The following is a 21091-nucleotide window of genomic DNA, read 5'->3' on the forward strand; positions in this document are numbered from 1 at the left end:
CCGCCCGGCGGAAAACCGGTGCCGCACTGTCAGACCCGCGTGCGATCCTCTGGACCGTGGAGACCAGGTCTGTCAGTCCGGTGTTCGTGGGCCGCGCACACGAGTTGGACACGCTGCACGAGGCGCTCGCGGGCGCGGCCGCGGGCGAGCCGCAGGCGTTGCTGCTGGCCGGCGAGGCCGGCGTCGGCAAGACGCGGCTGGTCGAGGAGTTCGCCGCCGTCGCCGGCCGCCGGGACGCGGTCGTCGCGCTCGGCGGCTGCGTGGAGATCGGTGCCGACGGACTGCCGTTCGCGCCGTTCTCCACCGCCCTGCGCGCCCTGCGCCGCGAACGGCCCGAGGCGTTCGCCGCCGCGGCCGCCGGCCAGGAGGAGGAACTCGCCCGGCTGCTGCCCGAACTGGGCGAGCAGGGCGCCGCGCGCGGCGCGGGCCGGCACGACGAGGAGGGCATGGCCCGCCTCTTCGAGCTGACCGCCCGCCTCCTGGAGCACATCGCCGCCGAACACACCGTGGTCCTCGCCCTGGAGGACCTGCACTGGGCCGACGCCTCCACCCGGCACCTGCTCGCCTACCTCTTCCGCACCCTGCGCACCGGCCGCCTGATCGTCCTGGCCACCTACCGCTCCGACGACATCCACCGCCGCCACCCGCTGCGCCCCCTGCTCGCCGAACTCGACCGGCTGCGCACGGTCCGCCGGATCGAACTGGCCCGCTTCACCCGGCAGGAGGTCGGCCGCCAGATCGCCGGCATCCTCGCCACCGAACCGGACCCGGCCCAGGTCGACGAGATCTTCGCGCGCTCCGACGGGAACGCCTTCTTCGTCGAGGAACTCGCCGTCTGCGCCCACGAGGGCTGCATCGACCTCAGCGACTCCCTGCGCGACCTGCTCCTCGTGCGCGTCGAGGCACTGCCGGAGCCCGCCCAGCGGGTCGTGCGGATCGCCGCCGAGGGCGGCTCCACCGTCGAGCACCGGCTGCTCGCCGCCGTCGCCCGGCTCACCGAGGACGACCTGATCGAGGCGCTGCGGGCCGCCGTGCACGCCAGCATCCTCACCGCCGCCCCCACCGGCGACGGCTACCGCTTCCGGCACGCCCTGGTCCGCGAGGCCGTCAGCGACGACCTGCTGCCCGGCGAACGCTCCCGCCTCAACCGCCGCTACGCCGAGGCCTTGGAGGACGACCCGGCGCTCGTCCCCGCCGACCAGCGCGTCATGCGGCTGGCCAGCTACTGGTACCACGCGCACGACGCCGCCAAGGCCCTGCCCGCCGTCCTGGACGCCTCCGTCACGGCCCGCTCCCGGCACGCCTACAGCGAACAGCTACGGCTCCTTGAGCGGGCGATGGAGCTGTGGGACACCGCCCCCCAGGACGTACGGGACCGGCTGCGGCCGGTGGACTACGCCGAGGTCTACCCGCCCTGCGGCTGCGATCCGGCCACCACCCCGCTGCGCTATCTGGACCTCATGGCCGAGGCCGCCGTCGCGGGCCGCTTCTGCGGGGAGCGGGACCGCGCCATGAAGATCATCAAGCGGGCGCTGCGCCTGCTGGACGACGAGCACGACCCGCTGCGCGCCGCCTGGTTCTGGATCCAGCGCTCCCGCCTGGTCCAGTCGAAGGCCCAGGGCGACGGCTGGCAGGAACTGGCCCGCGCCCAGGAGCTGGTGCGCGGCCTGCCGCCGTCCGAGGTGCACGCCGAGGTGCTCGCCCACGTCGCCAACTGGTCCATGGTGCACCGGCCGGGCCCCGACGCGTTCTCGGCCGCCGAACAGGCCGTCGAGTACGCGCGCATGGTCGGCGCCCGCGAGATCGAGATGAACGCGCGCCTGACCCTGGCCGGCCTCATGGTCGACGCCGGCCATGTCGATGCGGGACTCGCCGGGATGTACGAGGTCCAGGAGCGCACGGTGGCCGACGGCATCACCGCCGTGGCCGGGCGTTCCTACGTCAACCTGCCCTCCGAGCTGGAGTCCGTGGGCCGCTCGCGCGAGGCCGTGCCCCTCCTGGAGCAGGGCATCGCCTACACCCGGCGGTTCGGGCTGCTCGACCAGGAGGCGTGGGCGTGGGGCAATCTCGCCGAGTCGCTGTTCACCCTGGGCCGCTGGGAGGAGGCCGCCGAGGCGGCGTCCCGGTCCCGGCGGGTGGGCCAGAGCGCCCGGCCGCGGGCCTTCCACGCCCGGATCCGCGCCGAACTCGCGCTCGCCCGCGGCGAGACGGCCGAGGCCGCCGCCCATCTGGCCGAGGCCCGCACCCACTTCGGCACCTACGACTGCGCGCCGCAGCACAGCCTGCCGCTGAGCCGCATCGCGATCGGCGTGGCGGCCGGCGAGGGCCGGCTGCTGGACGCCCGCACCGCACTCGACGGCGTGCTGGACACCGGCTTCCCGCCCGGCACCCAGCGCTACGGCTGGCCCCTGCTCCTTGCCGCGGCCACCGTGGAGGCCCGCGCGGCCGGGCTGCCCGCCGCCGACGCGGGCCGCTCCCGCGCGCTCGACGGCATCCGCCGGGGCGCCAAGTCGCTCAGCACCAACGTGCCCGTCTGGCAGGCCCACGAACGCTGGGTGCGCGCCGAACTGCTGCGCGCCGAGGGCCGGGGCCGCCCGGAGGACTGGACCGGGATCGTCGCCGCGTTCGAGACGCTGGAGCGGCCCTACGACCTCGCCCGCGTCCGCTGCCGGCTGGCCGAGGCGCTGCTGCTGGCCGGCGAGGAGGACCAGCGGGACCGCGCCACCGAACTGCTCCGGCTGGCCCACGCGGTCGCCGAGCACCTGCGGGCCCGCCCGCTCGCCGAGGCCGCGGCCCTGCTCGCCCAGCGCGCCCGCCTGTCCCTGACGCCCGCCCCGGGGCAGCGCCCCGCGCCCGCCGACCCCGCCGCCGCTCTCGGCCTCACCAGCCGGGAACGCGACGTGCTGCGCCTGGTCGCGCTGGGCCGCACCAACCGCCAGATAGCCGAGGAGCTGTTCATCTCGCCCAAGACCGCCAGCGTCCACGTCTCCAACATCCTCGGCAAGCTCGGCGTCTCGGGCCGCGGCGAGGCGGCGGCGGTGGCCCACCGGCTGGAACTGTTCCCGCAGGCGGCCGAGGAGGGGGTGCTTGCGGGATAACGTGACCCGGGAACCAGCCACGGAGGAGCCGTGTTGTACCAGATCGAGTTCCCCGAGCGCGCGGCCGGACAACGGACGCGCTGCCCGAGGGCAGGCGCAAGCTCCTGGAGCGCGGCCTCCACAAGCTTGCCGAGGACCCGTTCACGCCGGTGTCCCAGGCGGTGAGCGGCGAGGACATCCGGGTCGTGTCCGTCGCTCCGGGGCTGACCGTCGACCACATGGTGCACCGGGCGTTCCTGATCCTGGTGTCCGTCGCGAACCTCGATCAGTCCCTCATCGACGAGTAGCGCTCCTCACCGCACCTCCAGCTCCAGAATCCGGTCGTCCCCCCTCTTCGGGGTGCCGCGGCCGTCGGTGTCGCCGGTGACCAGCCAGAGCCGGTTCCCGCCGGCCGGTGCCACGGTGCGCAGCCGGCCGTAGGTGCCGGTCAGGAAGGCTTGCGGCGGCGCGGCGGCCCGGGTGCCGTCCAGCGGGACCCGCCACAGGCGCTGACCGCGCAGTCCGGCCAGCCAGACGGACCCCTGGACGCAGGCGATGCCGCTCGGGGAGGCCTGGTCGGTGTGCCACTGGGCCACCGGGTCGCGGTACTTCGCCTCGCCGGCCCGGCCTTCCGCGTCGGGCCAGCCGTAGTTCCCGCCGGGCGCGATCGCGTTCAGTTCGTCCCAGGTGTCCTGGCCGAACTCGGAGGCGAACAGCCGCTGCCGGGTGTCCCAGGCCAGGCCCTGCACATTGCGGTGGCCGTAGGAGTACACGGGGGAGCCGGGGAACGGATTGCCGGGGGCCGGCTCGCCGTCCGGGGTCAGCCGCAGGATCTTGCCGCCCAGGGACTTGATGTCCTGGGCGAGTCCCCGCTCACCGCTCTCGCCGGTACCCGCGTACAGCATGCCGTCCGGGCCGAAGGCGATCCGGCCGCCGTTGTGGACGACCCCCTTGGGGATGCCCCGGAACACCGTGTCCGGCGCGCCGAGCTGCTCCCCGGCCGGTTTCCGCTCGTCGTACAGCATCCGGACGATGCGGTTGTCCGAGGCCGAGGTGAAATAGGCGTAGATCAGGTGATCGGTGGCGTAATCGGGGGAGAGCGCGATGCCGAGGAGGCCGCCCTCGCCCTGCGGCGCCACCCCGGAGACCGTGCCCAGCTCGGTCTTGCGCCCCGTCCTGTCGTCGATCCGGGTGAGGGTGGCCCGGTCGCGGGAGGAGACGAGCAGCCCGCCGCCGGGCAGCGCGGCCAGGCTCCACGGGCTGTCCAGGCCCTCCGCGACCGTGCGCAGCACCGTCACCGAGCCCTTGGCCGGCGGCGCGCTCCGCGTGGGCGCAGGTCCGGGGGAGGAGGGCGCGGCCGCCGTGGAGCCGGGGGCCGTACTCTCCAGGCCGGGCGGCGGGCCCCCGGAGGAGCAGCCGGCCGCCAGCAGCAGCGCGGCGGCGGTCAGGACGCCCGGCACAGCTCGACCTCGCACGATCATGTCCCTTCGACGCGGCGGTGGCACCCCTGCACCTCTCATACACCGCCCGCGCCCTCCAGGTTCCCGATCGGCCCGATCCGACGCCGCCGCGACCGGCCGGCCTCAGTCCCAGGACCCCCGTGCGGCCGGCAGCCGGCCCAGCTCCGCCAGGTCCCGCCCCGTCAGGCGCAGCGCCACCGCGCCCGCGTTCTCCGCGACCCAGCGCTCCCGCTTGCTGCCGGGCACCGGTATCACGAGCGGGCTCTGGGCGAGCAGCCAGGCCAGGGCCACCTGGGCCGGGGTGACGTGCTCGCCGTGCCGCGCGGCGACCCGGCGCAGACCGGCCACGACCGGCTGGTTGGCGGCCATCATCTCGGCGGTGAACCGGGGGTGGCGGGCGCGCAGGTCGTCCGGTTCGAAGCCCTGGCCGGGGGTGAGCGTGCCGGTCAGGAAGCCGTTGCCCAGCGGCATCGCGGCCAGCAGGCCCACGCCCCGCGCCGCGCACCAGGGCAGCAGGGACTCCAGCGCCTCCGGCGCCCACACCGACAGCTCGGCCTGCACCGCGCTCACCGGGAACACCTGCTGCACCCGCTCCAGCTGCCGAATCGTTCCGTCGTACAGTCGTGCCCCCGACCGGCGTCCGCCGCGCACCCCCACGGCGCACAGCCCGAGCGCCCGCACCTTCCCGGCCCGCACCAGCTCCGCCATCGCCCCCCAGGTCTCCTCCACGGGGACCTCCGGATCGGCGCGGTGCAACTGGTACAGGTCGATCACATCGGTCTGCAGCCGCCGCAGCGAGGCGTCGCAGGCCCGCTTCACGTACCCGGGGCGGCCGTTGGCCACGATGTGCTGGTCGCCCACCAGCAGCCCGGCCTTCGTGGAGACGAACGCGTCCGCCCGCCGCTCCTTCAACGCCCGCCCCACCAGCAGCTCGTTGGTGAACGGGCCGTACATGTCGGCGGTGTCCAGCAGCGTCGAGCCCAGGTCCAGCGCCCGGTGCACCGCCCTGAGCGACTCCTCGCCCCGCCGCCGGGAGGCGGTGTACGCCCAGCTCATCGGCATGCACCCCAGTCCTACGGCCCCCACCGCGAGCGCCGTCGCGCCGATCGTCCTGCGCTCCACCTCGCCGTAACCCTCCCTCTCTCGCGGTCCACCAACCTAACCTCTGCCTCCGCGGGCACCTGGCATAGCCTCCTGACCATGAGTGCTGACGTGTGGCTGCCCATCCCGCCCGAGGAGATCGAGGGGCTCCCCGAAGGCCCGCGGTACCTGTTCTGGGACGGCGGCGAGGACGGTACGCAGCCCTTCCCCGGGGACCCGGCCGACTGCGCCGTGTACGTCGTGCCGTACATGAAGCGCGGCCCGGTCAAGGCGCGCCCCTTGCCGCGGATGCGCGCCCTCCGGGTCGTCCAGACCCTGACGGCCGGCGTCGACGACGTCCTGGCGCACCTGTCCGACCTGCCGCCGGGCGTCCAGGTGTGCAACGCGCGAGGCGTGCACGAGGCGAGCACGGCCGAACTCGCCCTCACCCTCGTCCTCGCCTCGCTGCGCGGCGTCCCCGGCTTCGTCCGCGCCCAGCAGCAGGAGCACTGGCAGGGCGGCTTCCATCCCGCGCTCGCCGACAGGAGCGTCCTCATCGTCGGCTACGGGGCCATCGGCTCGGCCATCGAGGACCGGCTCGCGCCCTTCGAGGTCGCGCGGGTGGCGCGCGTGGCGCGCTCCGCGCGCACCTCAGCGCGCGGTCCGGTGCACCCGCTCACCGATCTGCCCGGCCTGCTTCCGCACGCCGACGTCGTGGTGCTGTCCACGCCCTTGACACAGGACACCCGCCACCTGGCCGACGCCGCGTTCCTGGCCCGGATGAAGGACGGCGCCCTCCTCGTGAACGTCGCCCGCGGCCCCGTCGTCGACACCGAGGCACTGCTGGCCGAGCTGAAGGGCGGCCGCCTCACCGCCGCACTCGACGTGACCGACCCCGAACCGCTGCCCCCGGGGCACCCCCTGTGGCACGCGCCCGGCGTGCTGATCAGCCCCCACGTCGGCGGCCCCACCTCGGCCTACCTGCCCCGCGCCAAGCGGCTGCTCGCCGCCCAGCTGCGCCGCTACGCGCACGGCGAACCGCTCGCCCACGTGGTCCTGACCACGGACGGGACCGGCGCCTAGGGCCTGTCTGACCATTCCCGTCTGCCGCGCGACGCCATGCACGCCCTCTCGCCGCACCGGGCGCAGAGCCGAGTACACCCAGTACGAGGCTCTCCGCCCGGCACCCCGAGAGCACGCACCTGACGCCGCGCGGCCGCCCTCCGGGCGACGACGGGAATGGTCAGACAGGCCCTGGCCCGCTCCGGGCACGGTCGGCGACCCCCCGGACGCGGTCCGTACCCGCCCTCTCGGTGATCGTCACGGAGCGTAGAGAAGCTATGTCCCTGAGTGACGAGACTGGTGTATCGTCCCGACAGGGGTAGCGCCGGGCACCGTCCCGGCGCCGGGACGAACATGTCGGACTGCGAGGGGGGCGACGGGCGATGCACGGCCTATGGACGAACCATCCGACGCGGCGGGGCCGCCACCGGCGGCCCGGGCACCCGGCCGCCGCGCACTGCCGCGGCCACCACAGCGGCCCGCACCACCGGCCCGGCGAGCACAGCGGGCCCGGGCACCGCGGGCCCGGCGGCCGCAGGAGGCACACCCACCCGGCACAGCGGGCCCAGCGGGACCCGGCGGCAGGCACCGGGAGCATCCGGTGAGCCCGCCCACCCCCGCCCTGACCAGGCCCGACGAAGCGTCGCGGCCGCTGTCCCCGACCGGCCCGCGGCCGGTTTCGCCGCCGGCCGCGGACGGTGGCGCCCGCCGACTGGGCCCCCAGCTCCTGCTCGCACTGGTGTGCGCGGGGTACGCCGTGGGTTCCGCGTGCGACTGGGGCTCGCACGCGGTCGCCCTGGTCATGGGCGACTTCGGGCTGAGCGCCGCGGCCGGCACCGCGGCCGTCTCCTGCGGCCTGTACGCGCGCGGCCGCCGCGTCCGCTTCCGGTCCGCCTGGCTGCTGTTCTCCCTCTCCTCGGCGATGGGCGCCCTGGGCAACGGCGTCTGGGGGTGGTACGAGGTCGTCCTCGACGAGCCGGTGCCCAGCCCCAGCTACGCCGACCTGTTCTTCCTGTGCTTCGCGCCGCCCGCGATCGTCGGCCTGCTGGTGCTCGCCAAGCGGCCGGTGACGCGGGCCGGATGGGTCTGCCTGGCGCTGGACGCCTGGCTGATCGGGGGCTCGCTGCTCACCCTGTCGTGGAGCCTCGCGCTGGCCCAGGCGGCCCGGTTCGACGGGCCGAGCGTCGCGCACACCGCGCTCTCCCTGGCCTATCCGCTGCTGGACATCGCCCTGGTCAGCATGGTGCTCGCGCTGCACTTCCGGCGCTCGCCGCTCAACCGCACCGCCGTCAACACCGCGATCGGCGGCCTGGCCCTGACCGTGCTCAGCGACGCCCTGTTCACCTCGCCGCTGCTGCACAGCAACTACCGCTCGGGACAGCTCCTGGACGCGGGCTGGTTCGCCGGCTCACTGCTCCTGGCGTACGCCCCCTGGGTCGCCGCCCGGTACGGCGGCGAGCCGGCCGAGGACCGCCGCGCCCCGGACGGACACACCGGGCCCGCCGATCACCTCCGCGCCGGACGGCCCGCGAGCGGCCCCGCCGCCCACCACCAGGGGACCGGTCCCCGCCGCGGGCCCCGCGCCACGGCCGACGGCCACCCGCACGCGACCCACCCGTACGCCACCCGTCCCTACGAGGCCCGCCCGCACGAGACCGTCCCGCACGAGACCCTCCCGCCCCGCGCCCCGGCGTACGCCGGGCACGCGCCCGGGACGGGCGACGGCGGCCACACGCGCGTGGCCGACGGACGCGGGCCCGCACCCGGCGGCCCCGCGGACGGGGCGCACGAGCACGTGCCCGGACAGCGCACGGCACCGCCCGGCGAGCACGCCCGGCCGCCCGTGCCCGCACCCGATCACGACCGCTATCCGGCCGGCCGGCCCATCGCCGGCTCGCTCGCCGCCCTCACGCCCTACCTCGCCGCCGGCGTGTGCACGCTGGGAGTCCTCTACAACGTGCTCAACGGCCACAGCGTCGACCGGGTGGTGCTGATCACCGCCGGCGCCGTGGTGCTCGCCCTCGTCGTCCGCCAGGGCATCATGCTGCTCGACAACATCGCCCTCACCCAGGAACTGGCCCAGAAGGAGAACCACTTCCGCTCCCTGGTGCAGGGCTCCAGCGACGTCATCATGATCGCCGCGCCCAACGGCATCCTCCGCTACGTCTCGCCGGCCGCCGCCGGGGTGTACGGGCGGCCCGCCGAGGAACTGGTGGGCACCGAGCTGGCCGGCCTGATCCACCCCGAGGACCTGGGCTGCGTGGTGCACGAGGTGCGCCGGTTCCTCACCGCCGGGCCGCTGGAGGAACCCACCGCCCGCATCGAGTGCCGGTTCCGCTCGGGCGACGGCGGCTGGCTCAACGTCGAGTCGACCATCAACCGCCATCACGGCGGCCTGATCTTCAACAGCCGGGACGTCACCGAGCGGGTGCGCCTGCAGGCACAGCTCCAGCACAACGCCGAGCACGACCCGCTCACCGACCTGCCCAACCGCGCGCTGTTCACCCGGCGCGTGCAGCAGGCCCTGTCCGGCCGCCGCTCGACCGACCACGGCACCGCCGTGCTCTTCATCGACCTGGACGGCTTCAAGGGCGTCAACGACACCATCGGGCACCAGGCCGGGGACGCGCTGCTCGTGCAGGCCGCCCGCAGACTCCACGAGTCGGTCCGGCACGGGGACACCGCCTCCCGGCTCGGCGGCGACGAGTTCGCGGCCCTGATCCTCGGCGACGGCACCCGCGACCGCGCCGCCCGCGAGGGCCACATCCTGGAGCTGGCCGACCGGCTCAGAGTGACCCTCTCGCAGCCCTATCTCATCGACGGCAACGATGTCCGGGTCGCCGCCTCCATCGGCGTCGCCTTCGCCGAGACCGGCCTCGGCGCGGGCGAGCTGCTGCGCAACGCCGACCTGGCGATGTACCGGGCCAAGGCGGCCGGCAAGGGCCGCGTCGAGCTGTACAAGCCGCAGATGCAGCAGGACGTGGTCCGCAAGGCGGAGCTGGCCGGCCGGCTCAGGTCCGCGCTGAGCGACGGCGAGTTCACCCTGCTGCACCAGCCGGTGGTCCGCCTCTCGGACGGCCGGATCACATCGGTCGCCGCCCAGGCGCGCTGGCGCTCCTCCCAGGGGGTGCTCTTCACGCCCGCCGAGTTCCTCCGGGTCTCCGAGGACAGCGACAAGACCGCCGAGCTGAACCGCTGGCTGCTGGAGGAGGCCGTCGAACAGGCCGCCGAGCGCGCCCGGACCGGCCTGCCCGTGCCCGTGGTGGTCCGCACCGGCGCCCGCCGCCTGGTCGACCGCTCCCTGCCGCCCGGCTCGGTGGAGACGCTGCTGACCCGGCACGGGCTGCCCTCCGGCGCCCTCGTCGTCGAGCTGGCCGACACCGACCCGCGGGTGCCGCTGGACGAGCTGGAGCGGCGCCTGTCCGCCCTGAGGCGGCTCGGTGTGCGCATCGCCCTGGACGGTTTCGGCAGCGGCCACGGGGCGGTCACCGCGCTCCGCAGGCTCCCCGTCGACGTACTGAAACTCGACCGCGGCCTGGTCGAGGGGGTGGTCGAGTCGGCCCGCCTGTACAAGATCACCAGCGGGCTGCTGCGGATCGCCGGCGATCTCGGACTCCAGTCGGTGGCCGACGGCGTCGACCTGCCCGAGCAGGTCGTGGCCCTGCGCGCGATGGGCTGCACCCACGGGCAGGGCATGGCGTTCGCCGGCCCGCTGGACGAGTACCGGCTGCGCCGGGCGCTCGCCTCCGGCCGCTGCCCGGTGCCGCACTCACCGGCCGAACCGGCGTTCGCCGTGCGGGGCGGCGCGGGCGGGTACGGCGGGCCGTCGCCGGCCGTCTTCCGTGGCGGGACGGCACTGCGCCCACATAATGAGACGCCCGTCCCACCCACTTGACAGTGAGTGCGTGCCGGGGGGAGGGTCAGTGCCATGCGCACCCGAATTCTCGTACTTGGACAGCGCGTCGGCTGAGCTGGGACCCACCGGAGGAGATCCGGAATCCCCAGCGACCCTCACCGGCGCGCTCCCCTCGCTTGCCTCACGGCACGAGGGGTTTTTTGTTGCACGGGCACCGGCCGCACCCCGGCCGCACACCGTGCGAACCCGGCGAAAGCCGACACCAGAAGCTTCGTAGAACCTCAGCATCGAGAAGAGAATGCCGATGACCGAGCAGGCCACCGGGGCCCACCATCCGCAGCCGCGGCCCCGATCCGGAGGACACCAGTCCGCGCCCGAGCATGTCACGGGTGCGCAGTCCCTCATCCGCTCGCTTGAGGAGGTCGGCGCCGACACCGTGTTCGGCATCCCGGGCGGGGCGATCCTGCCCGCCTACGACCCGCTGATGGACTCGACCCGGGTGCGCCATGTCCTGGTCCGGCACGAGCAGGGCGCGGGGCACGCGGCGACCGGGTACGCGCAGGCCACGGGCAGGGTCGGTGTCTGCATGGCGACGTCCGGTCCCGGTGCGACGAATCTGGTCACGCCGATCGCGGACGCGCACATGGACTCGGTGCCGCTGGTGGCGATCACGGGCCAGGTCGCCTCCAAGGCGATCGGTACGGACGCCTTCCAGGAGGCGGACATCGTCGGCATCACCATGCCGATCACCAAGCACAACTTCCTGGTGACCAAGGCGGAGGACATCCCGCGGACGATCGCGGAGGCGTTCCACATCGCCTCCACCGGCCGTCCCGGTCCGGTCCTGGTGGACATCGCCAAGGACGCCCTCCAGGCCAGGACCGTCTTCACCTGGCCGCCCGTCATGGACCTGCCCGGCTACCGGCCCGTCACCAAGCCGCACGCCAAGCAGATCCGCGAGGCCGCCAAGCTCATCACCGCCGCCAAGCGGCCGGTCCTCTACGTCGGCGGCGGCGTCCTGAAGGCCAACGCCACCGCCGAGCTGAAGGTGCTGGCCGAACTCACCGGAGCGCCCGTCACCACCACCCTGATGGCGCTCGGCGCGTTCCCCGACAGCCACCCGCTGCACGTGGGAATGCCGGGCATGCACGGTGCGGTCACCGCCGTCACCGCGCTGCAGAAGGCCGACCTGATCGTCGCCCTCGGCGCCCGCTTCGACGACCGCGTCACCGGCAAGCTGGACAGCTTCGCCCCGTACGCCAAGATCGTCCACGCCGACATCGACCCCGCCGAGATCGGCAAGAACCGCGAGGCCGACGTGCCGATCGTCGGTGACGCCCGCGAGGTCATCGCCGATCTGGTCCAGGCCGTGCAGAAGGAGCACGCCGAGGGCCACCGGGGCGACTACAGCGCCTGGTGGAAGGACCTCAGCCGCTGGCGCGACACCTACCCGCTCGGCTACGACCAGCCCGCGGACGGTTCCCTGTCGCCGCAGCAGGTCATCGAGCGGATCGGTCAGCTCGCCCCCGAGGGCACGATCTTCGCGGCGGGTGTGGGCCAGCACCAGATGTGGGCGGCGCACTTCGTCACGTACGAGCAGCCCGCCACCTGGCTGAACTCCGGCGGCGCCGGGACCATGGGCTACGCGGTCCCGGCCGCCATGGGCGCCAAGGCCGGGCGGCCCGAGCGCGCGGTCTGGGCGATCGACGGCGACGGCTGCTTCCAGATGACCAACCAGGAACTGACCACCTGCGCCCTGAACAACATCCCGATCAAGGTCGCCGTCATCAACAACGGCGCCCTCGGGATGGTCCGCCAGTGGCAGACCCTCTTCTACAACCAGCGCTACTCCAACACGGTCCTGCACTCCGGCCCGGACGACGTCAACCCGGAGGCCCGGGGCACCCGCGTCCCCGACTTCGTCAAGCTGTCCGAGGCCATGGGCTGCCACGCGATCCGCTGCGAGCGCCCCGAGGACCTGGACAAGGCCATCGAGGAGGCGAACGCGGTCAACGACCGCCCGGTCGTGATCGACTTCATCGTCCACGAGGACGCCATGGTCTGGCCGATGGTCGCCGCCGGCACCTCCAACGACGAGATCATGGCCGCCCGGGACGTCCGACCCGACTTCGGCGACAACGACGACGACTGAGAGCCCGCCCGAGGACTTCAGGAAGGTACGACCGTCATGTCCACCAAGCACACGCTCTCGGTCCTGGTCGAGAACACCCCCGGCATCCTCGCCCGGATCGCCGCCCTGTTCTCCCGCCGCGGCTTCAACATCGACTCGCTCGCGGTGGGTGTCACCGAGCACGCCGACATCTCCCGGATCACCATCGTGGTCAGCGTCGAGGACCTGCCGCTTGAGCAGGTGACCAAGCAGCTCAACAAGCTCGTCAACGTGCTCAAGATCGTCGAACTGGAACCCGGTTCGGCCGTGCAGCGCGAACTCGTCCTGGTGAAGGTGCGCGCCGACAACGAGACGCGCTCCCAGATCACCGAGATCGTCCAGCTCTTCCGCGCCAAGACCGTCGACGTCTCCCCGGAGGCGGTGACCATCGAGGCCACCGGGTCCAGCGACAAGCTGACCGCCATGCTCAAGATGCTGGAGCAGTACGGCATCAAGGAACTGGTCCAGTCCGGCACGATCGCGATCGGCCGCGGCGCCCGTTCGATCACGGACCGGTCGCTGCGCGCCCTGGACCGTTCGGCGTAACGACACGTTCGGGCGGCCGGGCGACACCGGCCGCCCGGATACCGAGACCCCGAGACTTCCCGTCACCTCACCGGCATACGGTGGGACGCACAACCTGCACACCAAGGAGAGAACCCAAAGTGGCCGAGCTGTTCTACGACGCTGACGCCGACCTGTCCATCATCCAGGGCCGCAAGGTCGCGGTCATCGGCTACGGCAGCCAGGGTCACGCCCACGCGCTGTCGCTGCGCGACTCGGGTGTCGACGTGCGCGTCGGCCTGCACGAGGGCTCCCGGTCCAAGGCGAAGGCCGAGGAGCAGGGCCTGCGCGTGGTGAGCCCGTCCGAGGCCGCCGCCGAGGCCGACGTCATCATGATCCTGGTGCCGGACCCGATCCAGGGCCAGGTCTACGAGGAGCACATCGCGCCGAACCTGAAGGACGGCGACGCGCTGTTCTTCGGCCACGGCCTGAACATCCGCTACGGCTTCATCAAGCCGCCGGCCGGCGTGGACGTGTGCATGGTCGCCCCGAAGGGGCCGGGTCATCTGGTGCGCCGTCAGTACGAGGAGGGCCGCGGTGTCCCGTGCATCGTGGCGGTCGAGCAGGACGCCTCGGGTGGCGGGTTCGCGCTGGCGCTGTCGTACGCCAAGGGCATCGGCGGCACCCGGGCCGGCGTCATCAGGACGACGTTCACCGAGGAGACCGAGACCGATCTGTTCGGTGAGCAGGCCGTGCTGTGCGGTGGGACGGCGGCGCTGGTGAAGGCCGGTTTCGAGACGCTGGTCGAGGCGGGTTACCAGCCGGAGATCGCCTACTTCGAGTGCCTGCACGAGCTGAAGCTGATCGTCGACCTCATGTACGAGGGCGGCCTGGAGAAGATGCGCTGGTCGATCTCGGAGACCGCCGAGTGGGGTGACTACGTCACCGGCCCGCGCATCATCACGGACGCCACCAAGGCGGAGATGAAGAAGGTCCTCGCGGAGATCCAGGACGGGACGTTCGCCCGGAACTGGATGGAGGAGTACCACGGCGGCCTGAAGAAGTACAACGAGTACAAGCAGCAGGACTCCGAGCACCTCCTGGAGACCACCGGCAAGGAGCTGCGCAAGCTCATGAGCTGGGTGAACGAAGAGGCCTGAGCGGAGCGCCCCGCGACGGTGCCGCCTGCTGCGGGCACCGTCGCGGGGCTCTGTCCTGAACCCCGCTCCTCCAGCGCCGGAGGGGCTGTTTTTCGTTTGGCCGCCGTGTCCAGCCACTTCCGGGTGATCCTGCCGCAGAGGCGCAATCAGCACCGCGCAGCGCCACTAGACTGCTGCACAACAACGCGTCAGGCCCACAGCGTCGTGCGTCTTCCACGCGGCATGCCCCTCCACCGCCTGCGGCCGTCGGGACGGCCGTCCGCATTGGACTTGTGAGGACTCACGTGAGCTCGAAACCTGTCGTACTCATCGCTGAAGAGCTGTCGCCCGCCACCGTCGACGCGCTCGGCCCGGACTTCGAGATCCGGCACTGCAACGGCGCCGACCGTGCCGAACTGCTCCCCGCCATCGCCGACGTGGACGCGATCCTGATCCGCTCGGCCACCAAGGTCGACGCCGAGGCGATCGCCGCCGCGAAGAAGCTCAAGGTCGTCGCCCGCGCCGGGGTCGGCCTGGACAACGTCGACGTCTCCGCCGCCACCAAGGCCGGCGTCATGGTCGTCAACGCCCCGACCTCCAACATCGTCACCGCCGCAGAGCTGGCCTGCGGCCTGCTCCTCGCCACCGCCCGCAACATCCCGCAGGCCAACGGCGCGCTGAAGAACGGCGAGTGGAAGCGCAGCAAGTACACCGGTGTCGAGCTGGCCGAGAAGACCCTCGGTGTCGTCGGCCTCGGCCGCATCGGCGCCCTGGTCGCCCAGCGCATGTCCGCCTTCGGCATGAAGGTCGTCGCCTACGACCCCTATGTGCAGCCCGCGCGCGCCGCGCAGATGGGCGTCAAGGTGCTGACCCTGGACGAGCTGCTCGAAGTCTCCGACTTCATCACCGTGCACCTCCCCAAGACCCCCGAGACCCTCGGCCTCATCGGTGACGAGGCGCTGCGCAAGGTCAAGCCCAGCGTGCGCATCGTCAACGCCGCGCGCGGCGGCATCGTCGACGAGGCGGCGCTGTACTCGGCGCTCAAGGAGGGCCGGGTGGCCGGCGCCGGCCTCGACGTGTACGCCAAGGAGCCCTGCACCGACTCCCCGCTGTTCGAGTTCGACCAGGTCGTGTGCACCCCGCACCTGGGCGCCTCCACCGACGAGGCCCAGGAGAAGGCGGGCATCGCCGTCGCCAAGTCGGTGCGCCTCGCGCTCGCCGGCGAGCTGGTGCCCGACGCGGTCAACGTCCAGGGCGGGGTCATCGCCCAGGACGTCAAGCCGGGCCTGCCGCTCGCCGAGCGCCTCGGCCGTATCTTCACCGCGCTCGCGGGCGAGGTCGCCGTCCGCCTCGACGTCGAGGTGTACGGCGAGATCACCCAGCACGACGTCAAGGTGCTTGAGCTGTCCGCGCTCAAGGGCGTCTTCGAGGACGTCGTCGACGAGACCGTCTCCTACGTCAACGCGCCGCTGTTCGCGCAGGAGCGCGGCGTGGAGGTGCGCCTGACCACGAGCAGCGAGTCCACCGACCACCGCAATGTGGTCACCGTGCGCGGCACCCTGGCCGACGGCGAGGAGGTCTCGGTCTCCGGCACCCTGGCTGGCCCCAAGCACCTGCAGAAGCTCGTCGCCGTCGGTGAGTACGACGTGGACCTCGCGCTCGCCGACCACATGGTCGTCCTGCGCTACGAGGACCGTCCCGGCGTCGTCGGCACGGTCGGCCGGATCGTCGGCGAGGCCGGTATCAACATCGCCGGCATGCAGGTCGCCCGCGCGGCGGTGGGCGGCGAGGCGCTGGCCGTGCTGACCGTGGACGACACGGTGCCGGCGGGGGTCCTCACGGAGGTGTCGGCGGAGATCGGGGCGACGTCGGCGCGTTCGGTGAACCTGGTCTGACTTCGCCGCACGTCCCCGGGGGCTGCCGCCCCCAGGCCCCCGCTTCGGCCTGAACGGCCTCGTCCTCAAACGCCGGACGGGCTGGTGAGAACCAGCCCGTCCGGCGTCCTTCGTCTGCGGGCCCCGCTCAGACCAGTGCCTCCACCGTCTCCGCCGCCCCCTCCGGTGCCGTCTCCCCGCCGCGCACCCGGCGCAGTGTCGTCGCCGCCCCGAGGGCGGCCAGGGCCAGGATCGCCGTACCCGCGATGGCCGCGCCCTGCATCCCGCTGGTGAACGCCTCGCGGGCCGCCGCCGTCAGGGTCTGGCCGGTGCGGCCCGGCAGGTGGGCGGCGACGGCGAGCGCGCCGCCGAGGGTCTCGTGGGCGGCGGCGGGGGCCGAGGCCGGCATCTCGTGGCGGTAGACCGCAGTGCCGATGGAGCCGAGCACCGCCATGCCCAGCGCGCCGCCGAACTCCGAGCCGGTCTCCAGCAGCGAGGAGGCCGCGCCCGCCTGCTCCGGCGGGGCCGCGCCCAGCGCCAGGTCGGTCAGCTGGGAGATGACCATCACGGCGCCGGAGGAGAGCACGCCGCACGCCGCCAGGACCAGCCACAGGGAGTCCGTCCCGGCCAGGGCCAGCAGCGCGTAACCGGCCGCGCCGATCGCGAAGCCCGCGGTGACGACGTACGCCCGGTCGACACCCCTCTGGACCAGCGAGGTCGCCAGCGGGGCGGCCATCCCGATCGGCACCGAGGGCAGCAGCGCCCACAGGGCGGCCTCCAGCGCGCTCCTGCCGAGCACCGACTGCAGGTACTGCGTGGTGAAGTACGCCGAGCCCATCATCGCGAACGCGGAGACGAGGTTCAGGGCCACCGCGGGGGCGAAGCCCCGGCCGCGGAACAGGGCCGGCGAGATCATCGGGGAGGCCGCGGTGCGCTGGCGGCGCACGAAGAGGACCGCGAAGAGCAGGCCGACGGTGATCGAGACGACGTAGAGCGGGTGCGCGCCCTCGGAGGGGATCTCCTTGAGGCCGTAGACCACGGGCAGCACCGCGGCCATCGACAGAGGCACGCTGATCAGGTCGAAGCGGCCGGGCGCGGGGTTCTTCGACTCGGGCAGCAGGACCGGGCCGAGCACCAGCAGCAGCGCCATCGCGGGCAGGTTGACCAGGAAGACCGAGCCCCACCAGAAGAACTCCACCAGGACGCCGCTGAGCACCGAGCCGAGCGCGATGCCTGCGGTCATCACGCCGGTCCAGATGCCGATCGCCTTCGCCCGCTGGCCGGGGTCGGTGAACAGGGTGCGCACGATCGCCATCGTCGAGGGCATCAGGGTCGCACCGCCGATGCCGAGCACCGCGCGGGCGGCGATCAGTGTCTCGGCGCTGTTCGCGTACGCGGCCACCAGGGAGGCGGCGCCGAAGGCGGCGGCCCCGATCAGCAGCAGCCTGCGGCGGCCGACGCGGTCGCCGAGCGAGCCCATCGTCATCAGCAGGCCGGCCAGCACGAACGCGTAGATGTCGAAGATCCACAGCTGCTGGGTGCCGCTCGGCTCCAGGTCCGCGCTGATCGCCGGGATGGCGAAGTAGAGGACCGAGACGTCCATCGAGACCAGCAGCAGCGGCAGCATCAGCACGCCGAGGGCGGTCCATTCACGGCGGCCGGCGCGGCCCGTCCCGGCCGGGGTGGTGCTCGTGGTGCTCGTCGAGTTCGTCATGCCGAGGAATGTACAGACGTCTTATACGGGTGTCTAGAACACTTGTATAAGTCATGCGTCTAGGACGCTTGTATGGATCGTGGGTAGGGTGGAGCGCATGGGACATCGTGAGGATCTGCTGGCGGGCGCGAAGCGCTGCCTGCTGGCCAAGGGCTTCCTGCGCACCACCGCGCGCGACCTCGTCAAGGAGTCCGGGGCCAACCTGGCCTCGATCGGCTACCACTACGGCTCGAAGGACGCGCTGCTGGTGGAGGCGTACGTGGCGTTGATCCAGGAGGCGGGGGACAGCTACGGGCCCGGCTGGGGGGCGGACGGCGCGACGCGCTCGGCCCCCGGGTCGCTGGAGCGCTTCCATGAGGTGTGGGCGAGCGTCATCCGCTCGGTGCCCGAGTCGCGCGCGATCTGGCTGCTGAGCTTCGAGCTGATCTTCCAGGGCGACCGCGTGCCGGAGGTGCGCAAGCTGCTCGCGCGGGCGCAGGAGGAGGGCCGTTCGGGCATCGTCCCGCTGTTCAACGACGTTCCCGAGGCCGACCTCGACGCGGCGACCGTCGACACCGAGGGCCGCCTCTACCAGACCCTGTTGCAGGGGCTCATGGTGCAGTGGCTCTTCGACCCGGACACCGCCACCGGCGCCGACCAGCTCACGGAGGGCCTGCGCCGGGTGCTCGCGGGCGCCGCACAGGGCCGTTAGGGCGACCCGCCTCAAGCGGCAGGGCGACCCCGCCTCAAGCGGCAGGGCGACCCCGCCTCAAGCGGCAGGGCGACCCCGCCTCAAGCGGCAGGGCGACCCCGCCTCAAGCGGCAGGGCGACCCCGCCTCAAGCGTCAGAGCCGACCCGCCTCAAGCGTCAGAGCCGCGCCGCCTTCAGCGCCATGTGCAGCAGCAGCCGGTCCTCGCCGTCGTCCAGGTCGAGACCGGTGAGCTGCTCCACCCGGGACAGGCGGTAGTACAGGGTCTGGCGGTGGATGCCCAGCTCGGCGGCGGTGCGGCCGGCCTGGCCCGCGCAGTCGAGGTAGACCTCGGCGGTGCGGGCCAGCTCCTGGTGGGCGGGGGAGCGCAGGGCGTGCACGGCCGGGTCGTACGCGGCCTGCGGCGGCAGCGCCGTCAGCAGCCGGAACGGCCCGATCGACGCCCACTGGGCGACGGGCCCCAGCCGTGGTTCGGCCAGCGCGGCCCGCGCCGCCGCCGACGCCTGCGTCCAGGCCGTGCCCAGCTCGGCCAGCCCCGTGCGGGCGGCGGCGATCCCGCCGGCGGCCGCGCCGCCCGCCCGCTCCAGCAGCCGGGTCGCCACCGACACCGCCGGGGCCGGCGTGTCCGTGGAACGCAGCCGCACCAGCAGGGCCAGGCACTGGGCGGCCGTGCCCCAGGGCAGCGTGCACAGGGCCGTCGCGCCCGGCAGCGTACGGACCGAGGGGGCGTCGTCCGGGTCGGCCGAGGGCCACGGCGCCACGCACACCACCGTGTGCGGCCCGTCGGCGCGCGCGCCCAGCGCCGTCCGCAGTTCGGCCACCGCCATGTCCCGGGGCCAGCCCTCCTCGGCGGCCAGCACCGCCCGCAGCTCCCGGGTGAGGTCGGCGCCGTGCTGGGCCTCGTCCGCGAGCAGCGCGCCGATCCGCCCGGTCACCCGCATGGCCGCCGTCAGCTGCTGCTCGGTGGGCCCGGGATCGTCGACCAGCAGCCAGACGTAGCCGAGGACGACACCCCGATGGCGTACCGGCAGGCAGATCCGCCCCCGGTAGACGCCCGCCTCGGGGGTGGGCGGGATGCGGACCGGGCCGGTGGCGCGGGTGATGCCGAAGCCCTCGAACCAGCGGCGGACGGCCGCGGTGGAGCGGCGGGTGAGGATCGAGCGGGTGCGCACCGGGTCCAGGGCCGAGGGGTCCAGGTCGCCCTCGCTGTCGTAGGCGCCGAACGCGAGCAGCTCGAAGTCGCGGTTCTCCAGGGTGGCCGGCGCGCCGAGCAGCTCCGAGATCTCGTCGACCAGCTCCTGGTAGTCACCCCTGTAATCGGCCATCACCCGGGCATTCTCTCCCATTCTCCCGGGGCTTTCATACATCTGTCTGAGATCGGCGGCACGGATGCGTGACAGCTGTCGATGGCAGACGATCGGAGCGTTCCCTACCTTTCACGGTGGTTCTCCGTGCCGTTCCCGAACGGTCGGGTTTCGGTCTCCTTGCTCACCTGTGGAGGTGCCCCGTGCTGGGTCCCGTGATTCTTGCCGCGTCGCGCAGCGACCGGATGCGCCGCCTGATCTCGGCGGCCCCGGTGACCAAGCAGGTCGTGGACCGTTTCATACCCGGCGAGGGCGTGGACGACATCGTCCCCATCATCGAGGACCTGACCGCGCGCGGCCTGGAGCTGACCATGGACGTGGTCGGCGAGGACATCACCACCCCCGAGCAGGCCGGCGCCGCCCGGGACGCCTATCTGGCGCTGATCGACCGGATCAAGGACCTGGAGCTGGGCGAGAAGGTCGAGATGTCGGTCAAGCTCTCGATGTTCGGCCAGGCGCTGGACGGCGGCCACGAGCTGGCCCTCGCCAATGTCCGCCCGGTCGTCGAGGCCGCCGCCGCGATCGGCACCACGGTCACCCTGGACGCGGAGGACCACACCACCCTCGACTCGATGTTCGCCATCCACGAGGAGCTGCGGAAGGACTTCCCGCAGACCGGCTGCGTCATCCAGGCCTACCTCTTCCGCACCGAGGCCGACGCGCGCCGCCTCGCCGCCGCCGGCAGCCGCGTACGGTTGGTGAAGGGCGCCTACAAGGAGCCCGCCGAGGTCGCCTACCAGAACAAGCACGAGATCGACAAGGCGTACGTCCGTGTCCTGCGCGTCCTGATGGAGGGCGAGGGGTATCCGATGGTCGGGTCCCACGACCCCCGCCTGATCACCATCGCGCAGGAGCTGGCCCGCACGGCCGGCCGCAAGCTGGACGAGTACGAGTTCCAGATGCTGTACGGCATCCGCGGCGACGAGCACCTGCGGCTGGCCGCCGAGGGTCACCGCATGCGCGTCTACACCGCCTACGGCACCGACTGGTACGGCTACTTCATGCGCCGTCTGGCGGAGAAGCCGGCCAACCTGCGCTTCTTCCTCCGCTCGATGGTCAGCAAGGGCTGAGCCCGCACCGCCCGCCCGCCACCCCGCTCAAG

The 21091-nt window shown here is 73.1% G+C and carries 14 protein-coding genes; 10 read left to right on the top strand and 4 right to left on the bottom strand.

Translation table 11 applies throughout. The features are described from left to right. The first annotated feature begins 44 nt into the window (after positions 1–44). Together ABZ858_RS27420 and ABZ858_RS27425 are read left to right on the top strand one after the other, a co-directional pair. Positions 45–3098 carry an AAA family ATPase gene (locus ABZ858_RS27420; RefSeq protein ID WP_361384280.1) on the top strand — a complete coding sequence of 1018 codons (3054 nt, stop codon included), beginning with the start codon at positions 45–47 and terminating at the stop codon, positions 3096–3098. A gap of 149 nt (positions 3099–3247) precedes the next feature. Then, on the top strand, positions 3248–3385 hold the full coding sequence (locus tag ABZ858_RS27425; RefSeq protein ID WP_361383987.1) for a hypothetical protein: 138 nt from the start codon (positions 3248–3250) through the stop codon (positions 3383–3385). Positions 3386–3391: 6 nt separating this feature from the next. Here ABZ858_RS27425 and ABZ858_RS27430 read toward each other — a convergent pair whose 3' ends face one another. Continuing rightward, positions 3392–4558: a PQQ-dependent sugar dehydrogenase gene (locus ABZ858_RS27430; protein ID WP_361383990.1), complete on the bottom strand. Its 1167-nt coding sequence runs from the start codon at positions 4556–4558 to the stop codon at positions 3392–3394. Between the two features lie 102 nt (positions 4559–4660). After that, complete coding sequence (locus ABZ858_RS27435; RefSeq protein WP_361383993.1) at positions 4661–5659, bottom strand: aldo/keto reductase; 999 nt, start codon at positions 5657–5659, stop codon at positions 4661–4663. A gap of 78 nt (positions 5660–5737) precedes the next feature. On the opposite strand from ABZ858_RS27435, the gene ABZ858_RS27440 reads away from it, so the two are divergent. From ABZ858_RS27440 to serA, 6 genes are all read left to right on the top strand, one after another. Further along, positions 5738–6700 (top strand): 2-hydroxyacid dehydrogenase, encoded by a 963-nt coding sequence (locus ABZ858_RS27440; protein ID WP_361383996.1) that lies wholly within the window; start codon positions 5738–5740, stop codon positions 6698–6700. A gap of 373 nt (positions 6701–7073) precedes the next feature. Then, the gene (locus ABZ858_RS27445; RefSeq protein WP_361383999.1) at positions 7074–10574 is read left to right on the top strand and encodes an EAL domain-containing protein; all 3501 of its coding nucleotides are present in this window, start codon (positions 7074–7076) and stop codon (positions 10572–10574) included. 265 nt (positions 10575–10839) lie between these two features. Beyond that, complete coding sequence (locus tag ABZ858_RS27450) at positions 10840–12687, top strand: acetolactate synthase large subunit (RefSeq protein WP_361384002.1); 1848 nt, start codon at positions 10840–10842, stop codon at positions 12685–12687. Between the two features lie 36 nt (positions 12688–12723). Beyond that, positions 12724–13251: an acetolactate synthase small subunit gene (ilvN, locus tag ABZ858_RS27455; RefSeq protein ID WP_361384005.1), complete on the top strand. Its 528-nt coding sequence runs from the start codon at positions 12724–12726 to the stop codon at positions 13249–13251. 119 nt (positions 13252–13370) lie between these two features. Next, positions 13371–14369 carry a ketol-acid reductoisomerase gene (ilvC, locus tag ABZ858_RS27460; RefSeq protein WP_361384008.1) on the top strand — a complete coding sequence of 333 codons (999 nt, stop codon included), beginning with the start codon at positions 13371–13373 and terminating at the stop codon, positions 14367–14369. Between the two features lie 284 nt (positions 14370–14653). Further along, positions 14654–16243, top strand: a complete 1590-nt coding sequence (serA, locus tag ABZ858_RS27465; RefSeq protein ID WP_361384011.1) for a phosphoglycerate dehydrogenase — start codon at positions 14654–14656, stop codon at positions 16241–16243. A gap of 127 nt (positions 16244–16370) precedes the next feature. Here the strand turns inward: serA and ABZ858_RS27470 are convergent, their stop codons facing one another. Beyond that, entirely contained in the window at positions 16371–17936 is a 1566-nt protein-coding gene (locus ABZ858_RS27470) for an MFS transporter (RefSeq protein ID WP_361384014.1), read from the bottom strand. Positions 17937–18033: 97 nt separating this feature from the next. Between ABZ858_RS27470 and ABZ858_RS27475 the strand changes: the two genes are divergently transcribed. After that, positions 18034–18627 (top strand): TetR/AcrR family transcriptional regulator, encoded by a 594-nt coding sequence (locus tag ABZ858_RS27475; RefSeq protein ID WP_361384017.1) that lies wholly within the window; start codon positions 18034–18036, stop codon positions 18625–18627. 156 nt (positions 18628–18783) lie between these two features. On the opposite strand, the gene ABZ858_RS27480 is transcribed toward ABZ858_RS27475, so the two are convergent. Continuing rightward, positions 18784–19971 (bottom strand): helix-turn-helix domain-containing protein, encoded by a 1188-nt coding sequence (locus ABZ858_RS27480; protein ID WP_361384020.1) that lies wholly within the window; start codon positions 19969–19971, stop codon positions 18784–18786. Positions 19972–20132: 161 nt separating this feature from the next. Here ABZ858_RS27480 and ABZ858_RS27485 point away from each other — a divergent pair, with 161 nt between their 5' ends. Then, a complete protein-coding gene (locus tag ABZ858_RS27485; protein WP_361384023.1) occupies positions 20133–21059 on the top strand; it encodes a proline dehydrogenase family protein in 927 nt (308 codons plus the stop codon). Positions 21060–21091: the final 32 nt, after the last annotated feature.

It is taken from the genome of Streptomyces sp. NPDC047017 (genome assembly GCF_040644175.1).
GTDB lineage: Bacteria > Actinomycetota > Actinomycetes > Streptomycetales > Streptomycetaceae > Streptomyces.

Coding starts and splice junctions, on each gene's coding strand:
- ABZ858_RS27430 (WP_361383990.1), bottom strand. CDS start 4,558: ATGATCGTGCGAGGTCGAGCTGTGCCGGGCGTCCTGACCGCCGCCGCG.
- ABZ858_RS27440 (WP_361383996.1), top strand. CDS start 5,738: ATGAGTGCTGACGTGTGGCTGCCCATCCCGCCCGAGGAGATCGAGGGG.
- ABZ858_RS27445 (WP_361383999.1), top strand. CDS start 7,074: ATGGACGAACCATCCGACGCGGCGGGGCCGCCACCGGCGGCCCGGGCA.
- ABZ858_RS27450 (WP_361384002.1), top strand. CDS start 10,840: ATGACCGAGCAGGCCACCGGGGCCCACCATCCGCAGCCGCGGCCCCGA.
- ilvN (WP_361384005.1), top strand. CDS start 12,724: ATGTCCACCAAGCACACGCTCTCGGTCCTGGTCGAGAACACCCCCGGC.
- ABZ858_RS27470 (WP_361384014.1), bottom strand. CDS start 17,936: ATGACGAACTCGACGAGCACCACGAGCACCACCCCGGCCGGGACGGGC.
- ABZ858_RS27475 (WP_361384017.1), top strand. CDS start 18,034: ATGGGACATCGTGAGGATCTGCTGGCGGGCGCGAAGCGCTGCCTGCTG.
- ABZ858_RS27480 (WP_361384020.1), bottom strand. CDS start 19,971: ATGGGAGAGAATGCCCGGGTGATGGCCGATTACAGGGGTGACTACCAG.